The organism is Enterococcus sp. AZ104 (genome assembly GCF_050546705.1).
Classification (GTDB): Bacteria; Bacillota; Bacilli; order Lactobacillales; family Enterococcaceae; genus Enterococcus; species Enterococcus faecalis.
The window spans coordinates 924,696-942,213 of the sequence record NZ_CP172952.1; the positions used below are offsets into that span (position 1 = coordinate 924,696).

Consider the following 17,518-nt stretch of genomic DNA (forward strand, 5'->3'; position numbering starts at 1 on the left):
AATCAATGGGGGAGTACTTGTTAAATAGTTGGACTTATTTTGCTACGAACGTTTTAACACAGCCAGCATATTTGATTGGTTTCATCGTGTTATTAGGTTATCTCTTGTTACGGAGGCCCTTTTATGAATGTTTAGCAGGTTTTCTGAAAGCGACAGTTGGTTATTTTATTTTGAGTGTTGGTTCTGGTGGTTTGGTTAATAATTTTCGCCCTATTCTAGTAGGCTTGAAAGAGCGATTTAATTTACAGGCAATGGTTACCGATCCATATTTCGGGCAAAATGCAGTCGATGCTGGATTGATGAAAACCTTTGGACGAACCTTTGGTGATGTGATGATTTTGTTATTGATCGCATTTATTATGAATATTTTGTTGGTTCGTTTTCAAAAATATACAAAATTGAGAGCCGTTTTTACAACAGGGAATGTTCAGATTCAACAAGCAGCTACCGCTTTCTGGATTTTACTCTTTTGTTTTCCTAACTTAGGTAGAATCGAAGTACTAATTTTTATGGGCTTAATTCTTGGGTGTTATTGGGCAGTTGCTTCAAATTTAACGGTAGGGATTACGCAGGAATTAACAGAAGGTGCTGGTTTTGCGGTAGCCCATCAACAAATGTTTGGCATATTTATTTTTGCAAAATTAGCAGAATGGTTGAAAAAACGTGATCAAAAGAAACATCGTTCAGAGAAGGTCGATAAAAAATTGGAAGATATCGAATTACCAGGATTTCTATCCATTTTTAATGAAAATATGGTTGCTACGTCCATTTTGATGCTCTTTTTCTTTGGCATTATCTTGCTTGTTTTGGGACAAGATTATTTAATTCAAGCTAAATTTATGCAAGAAGGGCAGAGTTTCTTCTTTTATATCATGACCACTTCATTAAATTTTGCTGTCTATTTAGCTATCTTACAATTGGGTGTTAGAACTTTTGTCGACGAGTTGACGCAGTCATTCCAAGGGATTTCAAATACCATTTTACCAGGCGCTGTTCCTGGGATTGACGTAGCAGCGACTTTCGGATTTGGCTCGCCCAACGCAGTAACAATTGGGTTTCTCTTTGGCGCATTAGGCCAGTTTTTAATGATTGGCTTACTGATTCTATTAAAGTCTCCGACAATCGTTATTGCGGGTTTTATCCCATTGTTTTTTGATAACGCTGTCATAGCTGTTTATGCAAATAATCGTGGCGGAGTAAAAGCTGCTTGTTTATTCCCATTCCTTTCAGGTTTAATCCAAGTAGGTGGCTCAGCTTTATTTGCTACATGGATTGGATTATCTCAATATGGCGGTTATTTGGGCATGTTCGATTGGGCAACAGCTTGGCCGTTATTTACAATCATTATGAAAGTTCTAGGCTATGTTGGCGTAGCAGTGGTGGTGATTGGGTTACTAATAATTCCGCAACTTCAGTATCGGAAAAATCCAGAAGGCTACTTTATGATTGTCAATGATTATGAACAATATGCTAAAAAATTTCAAGAGAATTAAAGGAGGAATTTAAAATGAGAATACTTGTTTCCTGTGCCAATGGTTCTGGCACGAGTCTAATGATGATGCGGAGTGTTGAAAAAGCAATGAAAGAACTAGGTGTACCGATTACAAAAATTCATCATTGCGCCATTTCAGAAGGAAAAAGCTCTGCTAGCCAATACGACGTTGTTTTTACTCCAGTCAATTTTTTACAAATGTTTCAGCAAGCAGAAAAACGTGGAGTCACAGTGATTGGCATTAAAAATGTAATGTCTGCAAAAGAAATTCAAGAAAAATATATGGCTTCAGATCGTTATCAAAAATCTGAATAAAAGGATGGGAAAGATGAAAAGACCAAACTTACAAATCGCTTTAGATCATAATAGCTTAGAAGACGCTTTAGCAGATTGTATGAAAGTCGGAGAAATTGTCGATATTATCGAAGTTGGCACTATTTTGTGTTTACAAGAAGGCCAAAAAGCAATTCGTTGTTTAAAACGCATGTTTCCTAATAAAACGATTGTTGCTGATACAAAATGTGCTGATGCGGGCGGTACAGTTGCTCGTAATGTCGCACAAGCAGGCGCTGATTTCATGACGGTCATTTGTTGCGCCACCTTACCAACGATGGCTGCAGCTCAAAAAGAAGTCCGAGAATTACAAGTAGAACTATATGGAAATTGGACAATGCAACAAGCTCGACAATGGCGAGAATTAGGGATTAATCAGGTGATTTATCATCAAAGTAGAGATGCTCTTTTAGCTGGCGGCAGTTGGGGAGAGAAAGATTTGAATAAAGTTCAAGAACTAATTGACTTAGGCTTTGAAGTGTCCGTCACAGGTGGTTTAACTGTCGAAACGCTTGAATTGTTTCAAACAATGGCAGTTGCAACATTTATTGCGGGCCGTGGGATTACTGAATCAAAAAATCCTGAACAAGCAGCCAAAGATTTTCAAAAAAAAATCGATCAGATTTGGAAGTGATAAAATGGCACGAATTGGACTGTATGAAAAAGCACTCCCGCAAAATTTAACTTGGGCAGAACGATTAACATGGGCCAAAAAGTTAGGGTTTGATTTTTTAGAAATGTCAATTGATGAATCCGATGAACGTTTAGCACGATTGGCTTGGACACCAAGCCAGTTACAAGAAATTTCTCAATTAATGGTGAAAGAAGATTTTTTTATCCATTCTTTGTGTTTAAGTGGTCATCGGCGGTTTCCTTTAGGCTCTTTAAATAAAGAAACACGTGAAAAAGGGCGGAAAATTTTATCTCAAGCGATTCGTTTGGCTCATCAATTAAACATACGGGTAATTCAAATAGCTGGCTATGACGTCTTTTACGAAGAAAAAACTGCTGAAACAAGGGAATTTTTTCTTCAAGGTCTGAAAAAGGGCGTTGAGGAAGCTGCACAATACGGTGTCATTCTGGCTGTTGAGATTATGGATGATCCTTTTATGAATAGCATACAAAAATTTCTAGAGATTAAGGAACAAATTCCGTCCCCTTTTTTGCATGTCTATCCTGATTTAGGTAATTTGTCTGCTTGGCCGGAAAATAATCCGGCGGTTGAGCTTGAAAAGGGAATTGCTGAAATCGCTGCTATTCACTTAAAAGATACCTTCGCTGTAACAGACACATTTGAAGGGAAGTTTCGGGAAGTTACTTTTGGAGAAGGCTGTGTTGATTTTACAGGCTTATTGAAAACACTCAAGCGGTTAAACTATAGTGGTCCTTTTTTAATTGAAATGTGGAATGAAACGGATTTGAATTTTCAAGAAAAAATTCAAGCCGCGCAGCAGTATCTCTATCCCAAATTAGCAGAGGTGGATTATTATGAACAATAAAGCGATCATCCAAGCAATGAAACAACGTGTTTATGAAGCGAATCTGGCTTTGCCAAAACTGGGCTTAGTCAAATTAACGTGGGGCAATGTTAGTGAAATCAATCGGTCATTAGGGATTATCGTAATTAAACCAAGCGGCGTCAAGTATCAAGAAATGTCCAAGGAACAGATGGTAGTGACTGATTTAAACGGACAACTATTGGAAACCAATGCATTAAAGCCGTCTTCTGATTTACCCACGCATCTTTATCTCTATCAAAAAATGCCAGAAATTGGAGCGATTGCGCACACGCACTCCCTGAATAGTGTTACGTGGGCTCAAGCAGGGCGAGCCTTACCTCCTTACGGTACCACCCATGCGGATGCTTTTTATGGCGCTGTACCTTGCACAAGAGCGCTCTCTGAAAATGAAATTAAAGAAAACTATGAAGAAGAGACTGGCAAAGTCATTGTTGAAACATTTCATGAACAAGAACTAGATCCTTTAGCAATTCCAGGAGTGCTAGTTTATGGACATGGCCCATTTACTTGGGGAATGACTCCGGAAAAAGCAGTTGAAAACAGCTTGATTTTAGATGAAATCTGTTCAATGGCACGTTTGACGGAAATAATTAATCCAGCTGTTGAACCAATTGATCATTTTTTATTGGATAAACACTATCTTAGAAAACATGGGATTTCCGCTTATTATGGTCAGTGATGGCTGTGATGAAACGTGTGAAAAAGAAGGATAATTGACTGATTAATTGGTCTTTTATAAAAACTTAGTTGTCTGTTATGGGACAACTAAGTTTTTATTTTTTAAGAAAGCGTTCTCTTTTTTGGGGGAGAATAGAACAAAACGTTAATTTTCGTTTGTTAAGTTATGAAGAATTTGCGAATTCCAAGACTTTTTCCGCAGAATTAGGTACAATAAGTTACGTGTTAAAGAATTAGAAATGGAGGCAACCCAATCATGATAGGGACTGCTGTAAAAGAATTATTATTAGAAAAACAAGAAACATTTTTAGTACCCGCCGAAAATGTCGCCAATGTAATGTGTTTAAATCCGTTAAGTCACGCGGCATTAGTCTTATCGCAAGTTCGCTATTCCAAGATTCCTGTGTTAGATAAGGGAGATCGCTTTGTTGGCTTAATCGGCTTGACAGACGTTGTAGATAAAATGTTTGATTTGACTTCAGTGGATTTTGAAAAATTGAATGAATTTACTGTGGCCGATGTAATGGAAGTCAATGTTCCTGTAATTGGTGAATCGTGGGATTTAGAAGAAGTGTTACATTTATTAGTAGATGCTTCTTTTTTACCAGTGGTTGATGATAATCAACGCTTTAAGGGCATCATTACACGCAAAGAAATTTTAAAAGCGGTCAATCATATGGCGCATGAATTAGAAAAACATCATCTTGTTCTGCCTAAATCAGAAGAAGAAATGAAAGTAATTTAAATAAAACGCAAGAAACTCTTTACTTTTTTCTCATAAATGCGTTATTCTGTATGATAACACGAAGTAAAGGAGTGCTGTGAGTGGACGCATATGAGATTATTCAATATATTGGCGATGCCAAAAAGCAAACGCCTGTTAAAGTAACACTGAAAGGGCAATTAAAAGAAGTTACGTTTCCGGAAACAATTAAGGTCTTCAATAATTGTAAAACTGGGACATTGTTTGGCGATTGGGCTGACGTAAAACCTTTTTTAGAAGCAAACAAAGAAAAAATTGAGGATTATGTTGTAGAAAACGATGCACGTAACTCAGCAATTCCTTTTCTTGATCTGAAAGACATTAATGCTCGGATTGAACCAGGTGCTTTGATTCGCGAAAAAGTTGAAATTGGCGATCAAGCGGTGATTATGATGGGGGCTATTCTAAATATTGGCGCCGTCGTTGGTGCAGGGACTATGATTGATATGGGCGCTGTTTTAGGCGGTCGTGCAACTGTAGGGAAGCATTGTCATATTGGCGCAGGAACGGTTTTAGCTGGTGTCATTGAACCACCAAGTGCCGCACCTGTGGTTATTGAAAACGAGGTTGTCATTGGAGCGAATGCGGTCGTACTAGAAGGGGTTCGTGTTGGTGAAGGTGCCGTTGTGGCTGCTGGGGCAGTAGTTGTGGAAGACGTTCCAGCGCATACCGTTGTTGCAGGCGTGCCAGCAAAAGTAATTAAACAAATTGATGATAAAACCAAGAGTAAAACAGAGATTTTAGAAGAATTACGTAAACTCTAAAAATAAATTAGTCAGTCGCGATGAAGGAACTTCTTCATGGCGGCTTTCGATTACCCAAAAAATGAAGGAGTGGCTTTTGTGGAGCAAGAAGAATTAATTGCGATTAGACGGCAACTACATCAAATACCTGAAATCGGTTTAGAAGAAAAGGAAACACAAGCCTTTTTACTTAATGAAATTGATAAAATGAAGCAACCTTATCTGCAAGTTCGAACATGGCAAACTGGGATTTTAGTCTTCATAGAAGGCAAAAATCCTCAGAAAACCATCGGCTGGCGTGCTGATATTGATGGTTTGCCTATTCAAGAGGAAGTGGTTTCTGCTTTTCAATCAAAACGACCAGGGTTTATGCATGCCTGTGGGCACGATTTTCACATGACAATCGGTTTAGGGGTTTTGAAAGAATTAAGTCAACAGCAACCAGACAATAACTTTTTATTTTTATTTCAACCTGCTGAAGAAAATGAAGCAGGGGGGATGTTGATGTATGAAGACCATGCGTTTGGTGAGTGGTTACCTGATGAATTTTATGCGCTTCATGTTAATCCTGATTTGCCAGTCGGAACTATTAGTACCAGAGTAGGGACATTGTTTGCTGCCACTTGTGAAGTGAACATTACCTTAAAAGGAAAAGGTGGACATGCGGCTTTTCCGCATCAAGCGAATGATATGGTCTTAGCGGCCACCAATTTAATTCAGCAAGCGCAAACGATCGTTAGTCGAAATGTTGATCCTGTGGTCGGGGCAGTCGTTACTTTTGGGACTTTTCATGCAGGGACTGCCTGCAATGTGATTGCCGAAGAAGCAACTTTATCTGGTACAATTCGCACATTGACAGCAGAAACGAATGAACAAACGCAGCGAAGAATTCGCGAAATTAGTGAAGGTATTGCGCAATCTTTTCAATGTGAAGTAACTGTTCATCTTGATCAGAAAGGGTATTTACCTGTAGTGAATGAACCAGCATGTACCACGAATTTTATTGAATACATGAGCAAACAAGCAACAGTTCAATTTCAACAAGCACCGGTTGCAATGACAGGTGAAGATTTTGGCTATCTATTGTCTAAAGTCCCAGGCACGATGTTTTGGTTAGGCGTGGCAAGTCCTTATAGCCTTCATTCTGCCAAGTTTGAACCGAACGAAGAGGCGTTATTGTTTGGAGTGGAGGCAGTTAGTGGGTTTTTAAAATCATTGGACAATTAGAAAAACAGCCACCAGATAACTAATAAGTATCTTGTGGCTGTTTTTTATTTTGCAATAATGGGCGTATTGGGAATCGTAAAGCCGGCCTCTGTTAATGCTTTGATATATTGAGCTAGAAATTCTTCTTTGACCGCAAATTGTTTGCCGTTTAGTACATACATGGTCGTTCGTACCGCAAAGTTGCCATTGCCTAAATCGACCATACCAAAAATATCTGGCCCAGTTTGAATACTTTCGATATACGTTTCTTTTAACGTTTCATTGACTTCTGTAATCACTTCACAAATTTTTTCATAACCTTCTTCAGGATTGATGCGGACATCAATTAACACTTGCATATTGGCACGAGACAGGTTACTGATTGTGGTGATGTTTCGGTTTGGAATAAAATGAACAGTTCCATCAACCGCTTTAATTTGAGTGGTTCGTAATCCGACAGAAGTAACAGTTCCTTCAATATTTAACGCCAATAAGCGAATATAATCGCCTACATCCATTTGTTGTTCTAAAATAATGAAAAATCCGGTAATTAAGTCATTCATGAATCCTTGAGCCCCTAAACCAATGGCAACACCGGCAATTCCCGCTCCGGCTAATAATGAGCCAACAGGCACACCGACAATGGTCAAAAGAGAATAGATGAAGAAAAAGAACAGCGTATATTGAAATGCATTAATAATTAAAGTGTGTAACGTTTTTAAACGGCTTTCACTAAAATGTTGCTTTTTACTATAATTTGCATAGGTGCGATCAATTAAATATTTCCCGATTCGCTGAATAATAAAAAATAGAAAAATTAAAAATAAAATTGATAAACTTTTTTCAATTAAGGTAGCGACAATGGCATCCCAATTAATATTGTTCCAAAAGCGTTGTAGCGCGCTCACTTTTTTTACGGTCGCTTCTGCTAAATCAGGAGCAGAAGAATCGACTGTTTCAGTACTGGCTAAACCAAGTATCAACATAAAAATCCAACTTTCTCTAAAATTTCTTCTTTTAGTATACTAAATCTCTCGGCGAAAGGGGAAGAAAATAGAAAGTTTTTTTAAAGACTTAACATGTTTTTTTAGGAATGTTATAATTTTGTAAATAAATAATATATTTTTTAATTTTGTTAAAGGTTGTGAGTGCTGCGTGAAAGTTTCAATTGAATGGGCAAAAAATGATTTACTTTCTAAATTACCTGTAACAATTTTTATTGATGAACGATGTGCCACTCGCTTGACGGCTGACAAGCGACGAACATTCATCTTCCATAATCCAGTCGCTTTACGATTAGGGAGCCGTTTTTTTAGTAGTCAGATAATCGAAATTGCGGAATCATGTACATTGAAAGTTTCCTTTAATTGGTCCTGTGTTTATCTCTTTTGTATCTGGTTACTTGCAGTTAAACTGTGGATTGGAAGCGTTAGCGGTCGAACAATTGTAGTTGTGGCACTAATCGGAGTGCTGACTTATTGGCGTCGTTATTTATTAAAAATAAAGAAAATGACCTGACAAGTCGTGATTGTTTCGTGAAAGAAGAATGCGTAGTATACTAAAAGTAATGAAAATGAAGGGACTGAAGAAACACATGACTTTGGATAAAACAAAAAAATTAGCAAACGGCAATGAAATGCCACGCCTAGGTTTAGGCGTTTGGCGTGTAGAAGATGGCTCAGAAGCAACAAATTCAGTAAAATGGGCTTTAGAAGCGGGTTATCGCTTGATTGATACGGCAGCCGTTTATAAAAACGAAGCAGGGGTGGGCGAAGGCATTCGTCAATCGGGTATTCCCCGCGAAGAAATTTTCGTGACGACGAAATTATGGAATGAAGATCAAGGCTATGAAAATGCGATTAAAGCATTTGATAAAAGCTTAGAAAAATTAGGGCTAGACTATGTTGATTTATATTTAATTCACTGGCCTGTTGCTGGTAAATATAAAGAATCATGGAAAGCATTAGAAGAAATTTACGCAAGTGGTCGTGCCAAAGCAATTGGCGTTTCCAATTTTCATCAACATCATTTGGAAGATTTATTAACAGAAGCAAATGTTGTGCCAATGGTGGATCAAATTGAATTACATCCTACGTTAACACAAGAACCGCTACGAAAATATTTAGCCGAAAATAAGATTGCCGTGGAGGCTTGGTCTCCTCTAGGACAAGGTAATTTATTATCTGAGCCAGTACTAGTGAAAATTGGTGAAAAATATGGCAAATCAGCGGCCCAAGTGATTATTCGTTGGCACTTACAAAATGATATTATCGTGATTCCTAAATCTGTTCACGAAAAAAGAATTCAGGAAAATTTTGCTGTCTTTGATTTTGAATTAACGCCAGAAGAAATAACCGCAATCAATCAGTTAAATAAGGATCATCGTTTTGGTGCAGATCCAGATAATTTTGATTTTTAAGTATGATAGCAAGTAAAAACGGAGGGGCGAAAGACGTCCCTCCGTTTTTACTATAATTTTTGAACAAAGTAGTTAAAGAGTGCTTGGGATTTGGCATCACGTGCGTACATTAGTTCAGGATGCCATTGAACAGCTAATAAAGGCTGCTGTTCATTTGTTGATTCCACTGCTTCTGCAAGGCCATCAGAGGACCAAGCAGTAACGCGTAAATCTTTTCCTAAAGTATGTAGTGCTTGGTGATGGTACGAGTTGACTTTACCAGTTGTACCATATATGTTTGATAATTGACTGTCTGGTTCAACATCAATACGATGCGTCGCAAAGATTGGTTGAGTGGGTTGTTGTCCGTGCTTAACTGACCATTGAGGATACATCGATAAATCTTGATATAATGTGCCACCTAAAGCAACATTGACTAATTGCATTCCACGGCAAACCGCAAAAATAGGTTTGTTTTGTTTTAAGGCTTCTTCAATTAGGGCTAACTCAAACTCGTCACGATCACGATTCGTTTCTTCTAATTTTATATGGGGGTCTTGTCCGTAAAATTCAGGGGCAACATCTTGACCGCCTGCTAAAAGTAGTTTATCAATTTGTTGTATATACGTAGCGGCTAATTCTTTGGGGCCAATTGGCAAAACGAGAGGAACGCCACCTGCGGCTTGAACAGCGCTAACAAAACCTTGCGGGGTGTAAGTCACTTGGTTACCGTGAAACACTTCAGCTGCCTGCAAAAGTTGATTGCCAGCGATTCCAATAATTTTTTTTGTCATAATAACATCACATCCTCAACAAATTCATACGTTCTATTGTAGCACTTTTTTTGAAAAAAGTGTTTGAGAAGAAGTCGAGACAAGTTTTGTCTCGGACAGCTCTCAAACACAAAAAGCTCAGTAAGTGAACAAGTGAAACTTTTTAACGTTCACGAATGACTTCGATTTTATAACCATCTGGGTCGACAACAAAGTAATAAGATGGTGCAGTTCCAGGTAAGCCTTTTAAGTCAGTGACAGTTAAGCCAGCCGCTTGATGTTTTTCGTGTAATCCTTCTAAATCATCTGTACTGATGGCGATATGACCATAACCGTTTCCTAAATCGTATGCTTCATGATCATAATTATAAGTTAGTTCTAGTTCGTAGTCGTCTCCTGGTAAAGTTAGATAAACCAAAGTAAATTTATTTTCTGGAAAATCACGACGGCGACTTTCTTCAAAATTGAAGGCTTTTTGATAGAAATCTAATGATGCCTCTAAATCTTTTACACGCACACATGTATGAGCCATTTTCATAGTTAAAAACTCCCTTTCAAACTTAATTATATTTCCAACGTTAATAGTAGCATAGATAAACGTGAAATGTAGAGAAAAACGCTTGGTTTCTGACTTGTTCTAAAGGAATTTCTCAGGTAAAATAGATGAAAAGAGAAGAGGTGCGCCAATGAAAACGCCAACGTTTGGAAAAAGAGAAGAGACATTGACCTATCAAACAAGATATGCTGCATACATTATTGTTTCAAAGCCAGAAAATAACACAATGGTTCTGGTACAAGCGCCAAATGGAGCTTATTTTTTACCAGGAGGCGAAATTGAAGGCACCGAAACGAAAGAAGAAGCGATCCATCGAGAAGTGCTAGAAGAATTGGGAATTAGTGTAGAAATTGGCCGTTATTTAGGGGAAGCTGATGAATATTTTTATTCGAACCATCGCCAAACTGCCTATTATAATCCTGGCTATTTTTATGTAGCGAATACTTGGCGGCAACTTAGCGAACCCTTAGAAAGGACCAATACTTTACACTGGGTTGCACCAGAAGAAGCAGTCCGTTTATTAAAAAGAGGAAGCCACCGTTGGGCCGTTGAAAAATGGCTAGCGGCAGCATCATAAAATAACAACGAATAACCCTCAATCTATGTTGATTAGATTGAGGGTTATTGTTATTGAAAAGAATGTTTAAATTAAAACCATTTTTTCAATAATTTGAGCGACACCATCTTCGTCATTACTAGTGGTATGCACATCGGCAATTGTTTTAACATTTTCTGTCGCATTGCCCATCGCAACACCAATCCCAGCGTAATCAATCATGGATAAGTCATTTTCATTGTCACCAATGGCCATCACTTCGTCTTTATTTAAGCCTAAATGGTCTGCCAATTTTGCTAGAGCATTGCCTTTACTAGCATTTTTATTCATGATTTCATAGTAAAAAGGCGTACTTTTAACAGTCGTATATTTTTCGGTAAAATGTAATGGTAATTTTGCAATGGCAGGATCTAAAACTTCCGGCTCATCAATCATCATCATTTTAATAATGTTCATCTCTGGTGTCATTTCATCCACCGTACGATATTTCAAAGGCATGTTCACTAAAGATGCTTCGTGAATCGTATATTTACCAATATTGCGATTGGCAGTGTAAATAGCGGAATCATCAATTGTGTGCAAGTGAGCGCCGACTTTACGAGAATACATTTCAATTTCTAAAAAATCCTCATAACTCAAGGTATAGCGTGAAATAATCGTATTATCTTTGGTTGCTTGGACAAGCGAACCGTTGTAGGTAATCACGAAATCATTTTCACCATATAAGGCTAATTCATCCAATTGTTCTTTCACGCCTGGCAAAGGACGGCCTGTACATAAAACAATACGAACGCCTTGATCATTTGCTTTTTGGAGCGCTTCTTTGACCCGTGGGGTAATCTTGTGTTGTGAATTTAGCAATGTTCCGTCGATATCAATAGCAACTAACTTAATTGACATAGAATCCTCCTAGAAAACCTATTTTTTTAAAACTAACGCACCATTATGAATGTAACTTGAAAACTCACGATACGTCTCATCAAATAAATCGTAATGTTTTTTATTTCCTTGGTCAAGCATTTCTTTAGGGAAATAGAAACGTTCATCTCCTTGACTTTGACCAGCAAGTGCTGCAACTAGGGGACTGACCGTTGCCAATTCCACTAATGAGCCATCTTTTTGCATCAATTCAATTTGTGTACGATGACGGTCTTTATTTGGACGATAAAAATCGTAAGGTAAATCATAGCTTGAATTAATGGCAGTATAATATTTAGGGTTGAAACCAACTTTTTCAATCAATTCCCTTAAATAAGCAATCGTTGCTGCGCTCTCTTTTTCGTTCGTAAAGGTGGCTGACTTCAGAGGCTTACGCATAAGGAAACGTTTGGCTAAATCACCTAGAATTGAATCAGGCACATCCATCCATTGTGTAAAGTACGTAGAGAGGACGCCATCATCCAATTTTAAATATTCTTGTAAGGTGAAGTCCCCTTTAAAGAATGGTACAAGCAGAGAGGCTTGTAAATCATAGTCAAATTCAGGGTTTTCAAATAATTCTTTCGCTCGATGCAATAAATGATCAAGAATCACTTCCATCCCACGAGAAACAGGGTGGAAATAGACTTGGACATACATTTGGTAACGACTAACGATATAGTCTTCCACCGCATGCATCCCATTCATAGCAAAGGCAATGCCTCCTTTGTAGGGTCGAATCACACGTAAAATTCTAGTTAAATCGAAAGTTCCGTATTCCGTCCCTGTAAAGTATGCATCACGTAACAGATAGTCCATGCGATCGGCATCAATTTGACTAGAAATCATTTGCACCACTTGAGGATTTGGGTATTGTTTAGTAATAACGCTGGCGACTTTTTCAGGAAAATCTGCCGAAACACGGTTTAAAATTTGATAGACTTCCGTTTCTGGTGAGGTGATGATTTGGACCGTGATTGCTTCATGGTTTGTATCAAAAATATGCTCGAATGTATGTGAATAAGGACCATGACCGACATCATGTAATAAAGCTGCGCAAAGTGTAATCAGGCGCTCGTCGTCATTCCAGCCGTTTTCACCTAATCGTTCCACAGAGTAGTTACGTTGGAAAATCTCACAAATCCGACGTGTAATTTCGTAAACACCCAAAGAATGGGAAAAACGACTATGTTCGGCACCGTGAAACGTAAAAGAAGAAGTACCTAGTTGCTTAATGCGACGTAATCGTTGCACTTCAGCAGAATTAATAAGATCTAAAATCACTTGATGTTGGACATGAATATAATTATGGACGGGATCACGAAAAACTTTTTCGATTGGTAATCGTTGCTCTTTATACGGAATCGTCATACGATCTCTCCTTTAATTAAGGCGTTTCGTTGCGCCATTTTTTCCAGCTGGACAGTTAAATTTGTTTGGAACCATTCTGAGGTTATAATTGGTTCGGTTAAGTTTGGATCAATAGATTTTTCAAATTGTTGAGGTAATGCTTCGATTAAACGGGTTTTTACGGCGTCTATTGTTAATGGAGTCTCAATCAGGGTTTCTAAATTTGCCATCACTGCTGGATCAACGGGTGGATAGCCATTTTCACCAAATTGTTCTTGTAAGCCAGCAAGGTAAAAGTCTCGAACCACTTCTCCACGAGCAAGTTGATTGCCGTTAACGCTGATGTAAATCATGACAGCAATACCGTCTTTGACGCGTCGTTGGGCAATCCCAGCAAACTTTTGACCGCCAATACTTAAATCATAAGTACCGGGACAATAGGATGTAGTAATTTCAAAGGCGTCAATCTCTTTCTCCGGAAAACTCTGACGGAGCCAAGCCCACATTAATTCATAAGCCGCATCGATACTTAATTTGTGTTCAGAATTATTTGGTAAAATAAGTGAAACATTTAAAATACCCGAATCGGCAATCACCCCTAAACCGCCGGCATTGCGAACGACTACAGAATAATCGTTTTCTTGCAGAGAAGTGATGCCTTCTTTTAGATGTGGTACACGGGTATCTTTCATGCCAAGAATCATTGCTTGATCCAATTGCCAGAAATGAATGATTGGTTGGTGATGCATTCCTGAAAAAGTAGTTAAAACATCGGTCAAGGCAAAAGGTAAAAAATAGTCACTGTTTGTTAAACAACCTGAATCAAGGAGCATAAATGATTCGGTGTGAAGGGGAAAAGTTGTGCTCATAAAAAACGTCCTGTCTATTTATAATTACGTCATTTAATACGTTTATTTTCTTACTCTCTCTTATATTATATACAAAAAACGCAAAAAAGCATGTTATATAAACGAATTCTGAAGGAATTCTCTAAAATAGTAAACGGTTTTCTTATTAAATGGATGAAACAAATGCTTGCAACCCGTGAAAAGAGCTTATACAATAAGAAAAGGTACATAAACAAGGAAAAATTGACTTTAGTTGACAAATATATTGAAAAAGTCAACAATAAGAAAGTTATATTTTGGAAAAGGAGTGACCATTATGGATTTATCAACAGGCGTTCCTGTATCGATTCAACTAAAAACGATTGTCCAACAAGGCAACGAACAAAAAGATTTTTTCTTTGACCTAGAAGGTCAATTAGTAAAAATGGGTGATACATTATACATTCGTTACAAAGAAGAATTATTAGAGGATACAGAACCAACCCCCGTAACCATTAAAATTGAACCAGACGGGCATGTTCAGCTGATTCGTGCCGGCGAATTACGGATGCGTTTAAGATTTGGCTATCAGGAAAAATTAGATACAAGTTATCGAACCCCTTATGGCTTGCTACAGATTAGTACGTTTACACATAATTTGCGTGTTAGTTTAAAAGATCAACCAATGTCTGGTAAGATTTTAGTTGATTATGATTTATACTCTCAAACAGAGCGAATCGGAGAATATCATTTAGAATTAGAATTTACTGCATAAATATTGCAGAATAGAATTGATTTTTTTTCAATGTTTTTGTATGATAAGGAGTAGACTGTGAAAGGACGTGTACCTCTTGGAAATTAATGTATTTGAAGGGTTAAACAAAAAAGAATTATCCATGATTGAAGTAGCACACGCTATTTTAGAACAACATGCAGATGTAATGGATTTTTCTGATTTAGTTAACCAAATCCAAAATTATCTTGGCAAGTCTGATAGTGAAATTCGTGACCAATTAGCACAATTTTATACAGATTTAAACATCGACGGTAGCTTTATCTCATTGGGAGACAATCGTTGGGGCTTACGTTCATGGTATCCAATCGATTCAATCGATGAAGAAGTTACACATGGCTTGGAAGAAGACGAAGAAGATGCACCACGTCGTAGAAAACGTAAAAAAGTAAATGCCTTCATCACTAATCCAAACGATGAAGATGTAATTGACTATAACGATGACGATCCAGAAGATGCTGAATTAACAAATGATGATGAAGAAGACATCTTGTACGATGATGAAGAAGATGAAGATGAAGAAATCAAAGCATACAACTCTGACTTACAAGAGATTGGTGCAGATTCAGACGATGATGAAGAAGACATTCCGCAAATCGAAGAAGATTTAACAATCATTGATGACGATGATGTTGAAGATGAAGACGATTTTGATGACGAATATTCTGAAGAGTAAGAAACCAAAAAGCTTGATTCCTAAGAAGGAGTCAAGCTTTTTAGTTGAATGCCCAAGAAAAATGAGAAAATAGAAAAAATTATTTTCTTGAATAGAAGTACTTGACCTGATGTCCGTTTGCTTGTATTATACTACTTGGGCACCTTTAAGAAGGTCAGAAGTTTGAACGAACTTACAAGCTCCCTATTCGTAATGGATAGGGAGCTTTTCTATTTTTGTTTCTTTTTTATTTGGAGAAACGTAAGAGTCTCAAAGTTGTTTTACTTCTCTCTACAAAATATTATCAAAGAAAGGGTTTTTAACTATTATGACAAAATACATCTTTGTTACAGGTGGCGTGGTTTCTTCTATCGGAAAAGGGATTGTCGCAGCATCTTTAGGACGATTATTAAAAAATCGTGGATTAAAAGTAACGATTCAAAAATTCGATCCATATATTAATGTGGATCCGGGGACAATGAGTCCTTACCAACATGGAGAGGTTTTTGTCACAGATGATGGTGCCGAAACAGATTTGGACTTAGGTCACTATGAACGTTTTATTGATATTAACTTAAATAAATACTCAAACGTAACCACTGGGAAAATTTATTCAGAAGTCTTACGTAAAGAACGTAAAGGGGAATACTTAGGTGCAACAGTGCAAGTTATTCCACACATTACCAATGAAATCAAAGAAAAAATTATGCGTGCAGCGAAAATGACGGATGCCGATGTGATTATCACAGAAGTAGGTGGTACTGTCGGCGACATCGAATCATTACCTTTCCTAGAAGCATTGCGTCAAATGAAAGCTGATATGGGTAGTGACAATGTAATGTACATCCATACAACCTTGATTCCTTACTTAAAAGCGGCTGGCGAAATGAAAACTAAACCAACACAACATAGTGTCAAAGAATTAAGAAGTTTAGGGATTCAACCAAATATTTTAGTGGTCCGTACGGAATTACCTGTTTCTCAAAACACTAAAAACAAATTAGCACAATTCTGTGATGTTAATCCGGAAGCGGTAATTGAATCTCGTGATGTTGAAACGTTATACTCCATTCCATTAGCACTTCAAGCACAAAACATGGATCAAATTGTTTGTGATCATTTAAAATTGGATGCACCGGCTGCAGACATGACTGAGTGGCGTGCATTAGAAGAAAAAGTTCTTAACTTGAAAAAGAAAACAAAAATTGCGCTGGTTGGTAAATATGTTGAATTACCAGATGCCTATATTTCTGTTGTAGAAGCATTAAAACATGCTGGGTTTGATTTTGATTCAGATATCGAAATTGATTGGGTTGATTCACAAGAATTAACTGCTGAAAATGTCGCTGAAAGAATTGGTTCAGCAGATGGTATTTTGGTTCCTGGTGGTTTTGGTGATCGTGGAATTGAAGGAAAAATTGAAGCGATTCGTTTTGCTCGCGAAAATGACGTACCATTCCTTGGCATTTGCTTAGGTATGCAAATGGCCTGTGTAGAATTTGGTCGTAACGTTGTGGGCTTAGAAGATGCTGGTTCTGCAGAAACTAATCCTGACGTGACAAATAACATTATTGATTTAATGGCAGATCAAGAAAACATCGAGAATTTAGGTGGCACACTACGTTTAGGTTTATATCCATGTAAATTGAAAAAAGGAACGAAAACTGCGGCAGCATACGGAAATGAAGATGTTGTCCAAGAACGTCACCGTCATCGTTATGAATTTAACAACAAATATCGTCAATTATTTGAAGAAAATGGCTTAGTTTTCTCTGGAGTTTCACCAGATAATCGTTTAGTTGAGATTGTTGAAATTCCTGAAAAACAATTCTTTGTGGCTTGTCAATTCCACCCAGAATTAATTTCTCGTCCAAATCGCCCACAACGCTTAATCAAAGGATTTGTTGGTGCAGCTTTGGCAAATAAAGAAAGTAAATAAGCAAAAATGGACGAAGTG

The 17,518-nt window shown here is 37.6% G+C and carries 20 protein-coding genes; 14 read left to right on the top strand and 6 right to left on the bottom strand.

From position 1 onward, the window contains the following. The first annotated feature begins 5 nt into the window (after positions 1-5). The 8 genes from IGJ37_RS04520 (at position 6) to IGJ37_RS04555 (ending at position 6,756) form a co-directional block, all read left to right on the top strand. The gene (locus IGJ37_RS04520) at positions 6-1,493 is read left to right on the top strand and encodes a PTS ascorbate transporter subunit IIC (RefSeq protein WP_325814723.1); all 1,488 of its coding nucleotides are present in this window, start codon (positions 6-8) and stop codon (positions 1,491-1,493) included. A 14-nt stretch (positions 1,494-1,507) separates the two neighbouring features. After that, positions 1,508-1,807 (top strand): PTS sugar transporter subunit IIB, encoded by a 300-nt coding sequence (locus IGJ37_RS04525; protein WP_002358018.1) that lies wholly within the window; start codon positions 1,508-1,510, stop codon positions 1,805-1,807. A 13-nt stretch (positions 1,808-1,820) separates the two neighbouring features. Further along, complete coding sequence (locus IGJ37_RS04530; RefSeq protein ID WP_002381985.1) at positions 1,821-2,459, top strand: 3-keto-L-gulonate-6-phosphate decarboxylase UlaD; 639 nt, start codon at positions 1,821-1,823, stop codon at positions 2,457-2,459. Between the two features lie 4 nt (positions 2,460-2,463). Further along, positions 2,464-3,324 carry an L-ribulose-5-phosphate 3-epimerase gene (locus IGJ37_RS04535; protein WP_325814724.1) on the top strand — a complete coding sequence of 287 codons (861 nt, stop codon included), beginning with the start codon at positions 2,464-2,466 and terminating at the stop codon, positions 3,322-3,324. After that, positions 3,314-4,024, top strand: a complete 711-nt coding sequence (locus tag IGJ37_RS04540; RefSeq protein WP_325814725.1) for an L-ribulose-5-phosphate 4-epimerase — start codon at positions 3,314-3,316, stop codon at positions 4,022-4,024. Before IGJ37_RS04535 ends, IGJ37_RS04540 begins: the two co-directional genes overlap by 11 nt. Positions 4,025-4,279: 255 nt before the next feature. Beyond that, entirely contained in the window at positions 4,280-4,768 is a 489-nt protein-coding gene (cbpB, locus tag IGJ37_RS04545) for a cyclic-di-AMP-binding protein CbpB (protein ID WP_002358013.1), read from the top strand. A gap of 80 nt (positions 4,769-4,848) precedes the next feature. Continuing rightward, positions 4,849-5,550 carry a 2,3,4,5-tetrahydropyridine-2,6-dicarboxylate N-acetyltransferase gene (dapD, locus tag IGJ37_RS04550; protein WP_002358012.1) on the top strand — a complete coding sequence of 234 codons (702 nt, stop codon included), beginning with the start codon at positions 4,849-4,851 and terminating at the stop codon, positions 5,548-5,550. A gap of 36 nt (positions 5,551-5,586) precedes the next feature. Then, positions 5,587-6,756, top strand: a complete 1,170-nt coding sequence (locus tag IGJ37_RS04555; protein WP_002386002.1) for an N-acetyldiaminopimelate deacetylase — start codon at positions 5,587-5,589, stop codon at positions 6,754-6,756. Between the two features lie 44 nt (positions 6,757-6,800). Here the strand turns inward: IGJ37_RS04555 and IGJ37_RS04560 are convergent, their stop codons facing one another. Continuing rightward, positions 6,801-7,721 carry a mechanosensitive ion channel family protein gene (locus IGJ37_RS04560; RefSeq protein ID WP_325814726.1) on the bottom strand — a complete coding sequence of 307 codons (921 nt, stop codon included), beginning with the start codon at positions 7,719-7,721 and terminating at the stop codon, positions 6,801-6,803. 169 nt (positions 7,722-7,890) lie between these two features. Between IGJ37_RS04560 and IGJ37_RS04565 the strand changes: the two genes are divergently transcribed. Then, positions 7,891-8,253, top strand: coding sequence for a hypothetical protein (locus IGJ37_RS04565; protein WP_002358008.1), 363 nt, complete (start codon positions 7,891-7,893; stop codon positions 8,251-8,253). Positions 8,254-8,281: 28 nt separating this feature from the next. Further along, complete coding sequence (locus IGJ37_RS04570) at positions 8,282-9,154, top strand: aldo/keto reductase (RefSeq protein ID WP_002382129.1); 873 nt, start codon at positions 8,282-8,284, stop codon at positions 9,152-9,154. Positions 9,155-9,204: 50 nt separating this feature from the next. On the opposite strand, the gene IGJ37_RS04575 is transcribed toward IGJ37_RS04570, so the two are convergent. Together IGJ37_RS04575 and gloA are read right to left on the bottom strand one after the other, a co-directional pair. Then, the gene (locus IGJ37_RS04575; protein WP_325814727.1) at positions 9,205-9,927 is read right to left on the bottom strand and encodes a gamma-glutamyl-gamma-aminobutyrate hydrolase family protein; all 723 of its coding nucleotides are present in this window, start codon (positions 9,925-9,927) and stop codon (positions 9,205-9,207) included. A 142-nt stretch (positions 9,928-10,069) separates the two neighbouring features. After that, the gene (gene gloA, locus IGJ37_RS04580; protein ID WP_002358003.1) at positions 10,070-10,444 is read right to left on the bottom strand and encodes a lactoylglutathione lyase; all 375 of its coding nucleotides are present in this window, start codon (positions 10,442-10,444) and stop codon (positions 10,070-10,072) included. Between the two features lie 148 nt (positions 10,445-10,592). Between gloA and IGJ37_RS04585 the strand changes: the two genes are divergently transcribed. Further along, positions 10,593-11,039 carry an NUDIX hydrolase gene (locus IGJ37_RS04585; protein WP_002363716.1) on the top strand — a complete coding sequence of 149 codons (447 nt, stop codon included), beginning with the start codon at positions 10,593-10,595 and terminating at the stop codon, positions 11,037-11,039. 66 nt (positions 11,040-11,105) lie between these two features. Here the strand turns inward: IGJ37_RS04585 and yidA are convergent, their stop codons facing one another. Genes yidA through IGJ37_RS04600 form a run of 3 tightly spaced genes read right to left on the bottom strand, consistent with a single transcriptional unit; the run spans position 11,106 to position 14,119 of the window. Further along, the gene (yidA, locus tag IGJ37_RS04590) at positions 11,106-11,918 is read right to left on the bottom strand and encodes a sugar-phosphatase (protein ID WP_002361624.1); all 813 of its coding nucleotides are present in this window, start codon (positions 11,916-11,918) and stop codon (positions 11,106-11,108) included. A gap of 18 nt (positions 11,919-11,936) precedes the next feature. Further along, positions 11,937-13,307 carry a dNTPase gene (locus tag IGJ37_RS04595; protein ID WP_002357999.1) on the bottom strand — a complete coding sequence of 457 codons (1,371 nt, stop codon included), beginning with the start codon at positions 13,305-13,307 and terminating at the stop codon, positions 11,937-11,939. After that, positions 13,304-14,119 (bottom strand): lipoate--protein ligase family protein, encoded by an 816-nt coding sequence (locus IGJ37_RS04600; RefSeq protein ID WP_016618669.1) that lies wholly within the window; start codon positions 14,117-14,119, stop codon positions 13,304-13,306. Before IGJ37_RS04600 ends, IGJ37_RS04595 begins: the two co-directional genes overlap by 4 nt. Before the next feature lie 331 nt (positions 14,120-14,450). On the opposite strand from IGJ37_RS04600, the gene IGJ37_RS04605 reads away from it, so the two are divergent. The 3 genes from IGJ37_RS04605 (at position 14,451) to IGJ37_RS04615 (ending at position 17,500) form a co-directional block, all read left to right on the top strand. Beyond that, positions 14,451-14,888 carry a DUF1934 domain-containing protein gene (locus IGJ37_RS04605; protein ID WP_002382132.1) on the top strand — a complete coding sequence of 146 codons (438 nt, stop codon included), beginning with the start codon at positions 14,451-14,453 and terminating at the stop codon, positions 14,886-14,888. A 76-nt stretch (positions 14,889-14,964) separates the two neighbouring features. Continuing rightward, positions 14,965-15,582: a DNA-directed RNA polymerase subunit delta gene (gene rpoE / locus IGJ37_RS04610; protein WP_002357996.1), complete on the top strand. Its 618-nt coding sequence runs from the start codon at positions 14,965-14,967 to the stop codon at positions 15,580-15,582. Positions 15,583-15,889: 307 nt separating this feature from the next. Continuing rightward, positions 15,890-17,500, top strand: a complete 1,611-nt coding sequence (locus IGJ37_RS04615) for a CTP synthase (RefSeq protein ID WP_002357995.1) — start codon at positions 15,890-15,892, stop codon at positions 17,498-17,500. Positions 17,501-17,518 lie beyond the last annotated feature (18 nt).

Coding starts and splice junctions, on each gene's coding strand:
- IGJ37_RS04555 (WP_002386002.1), top strand. CDS start 5,587: ATGGCGGCTTTCGATTACCCAAAAAATGAAGGAGTGGCTTTTGTGGAG.
- IGJ37_RS04585 (WP_002363716.1), top strand. CDS start 10,593: ATGAAAACGCCAACGTTTGGAAAAAGAGAAGAGACATTGACCTATCAA.
- IGJ37_RS04535 (WP_325814724.1), top strand. CDS start 2,464: ATGGCACGAATTGGACTGTATGAAAAAGCACTCCCGCAAAATTTAACT.
- cbpB (WP_002358013.1), top strand. CDS start 4,280: ATGATAGGGACTGCTGTAAAAGAATTATTATTAGAAAAACAAGAAACA.
- IGJ37_RS04560 (WP_325814726.1), bottom strand. CDS start 7,721: ATGTTGATACTTGGTTTAGCCAGTACTGAAACAGTCGATTCTTCTGCT.
- IGJ37_RS04575 (WP_325814727.1), bottom strand. CDS start 9,927: ATGACAAAAAAAATTATTGGAATCGCTGGCAATCAACTTTTGCAGGCA.
- IGJ37_RS04520 (WP_325814723.1), top strand. CDS start 6: ATGGGGGAGTACTTGTTAAATAGTTGGACTTATTTTGCTACGAACGTT.
- IGJ37_RS04540 (WP_325814725.1), top strand. CDS start 3,314: ATGAACAATAAAGCGATCATCCAAGCAATGAAACAACGTGTTTATGAA.
- IGJ37_RS04595 (WP_002357999.1), bottom strand. CDS start 13,307: ATGACGATTCCGTATAAAGAGCAACGATTACCAATCGAAAAAGTTTTT.
- gloA (WP_002358003.1), bottom strand. CDS start 10,444: ATGAAAATGGCTCATACATGTGTGCGTGTAAAAGATTTAGAGGCATCA.
- IGJ37_RS04530 (WP_002381985.1), top strand. CDS start 1,821: ATGAAAAGACCAAACTTACAAATCGCTTTAGATCATAATAGCTTAGAA.
- IGJ37_RS04570 (WP_002382129.1), top strand. CDS start 8,282: ATGCGTAGTATACTAAAAGTAATGAAAATGAAGGGACTGAAGAAACAC.
- IGJ37_RS04615 (WP_002357995.1), top strand. CDS start 15,890: ATGACAAAATACATCTTTGTTACAGGTGGCGTGGTTTCTTCTATCGGA.
- yidA (WP_002361624.1), bottom strand. CDS start 11,918: ATGTCAATTAAGTTAGTTGCTATTGATATCGACGGAACATTGCTAAAT.
- IGJ37_RS04525 (WP_002358018.1), top strand. CDS start 1,508: ATGAGAATACTTGTTTCCTGTGCCAATGGTTCTGGCACGAGTCTAATG.
- IGJ37_RS04600 (WP_016618669.1), bottom strand. CDS start 14,119: ATGCTCCTTGATTCAGGTTGTTTAACAAACAGTGACTATTTTTTACCT.
- IGJ37_RS04605 (WP_002382132.1), top strand. CDS start 14,451: ATGGATTTATCAACAGGCGTTCCTGTATCGATTCAACTAAAAACGATT.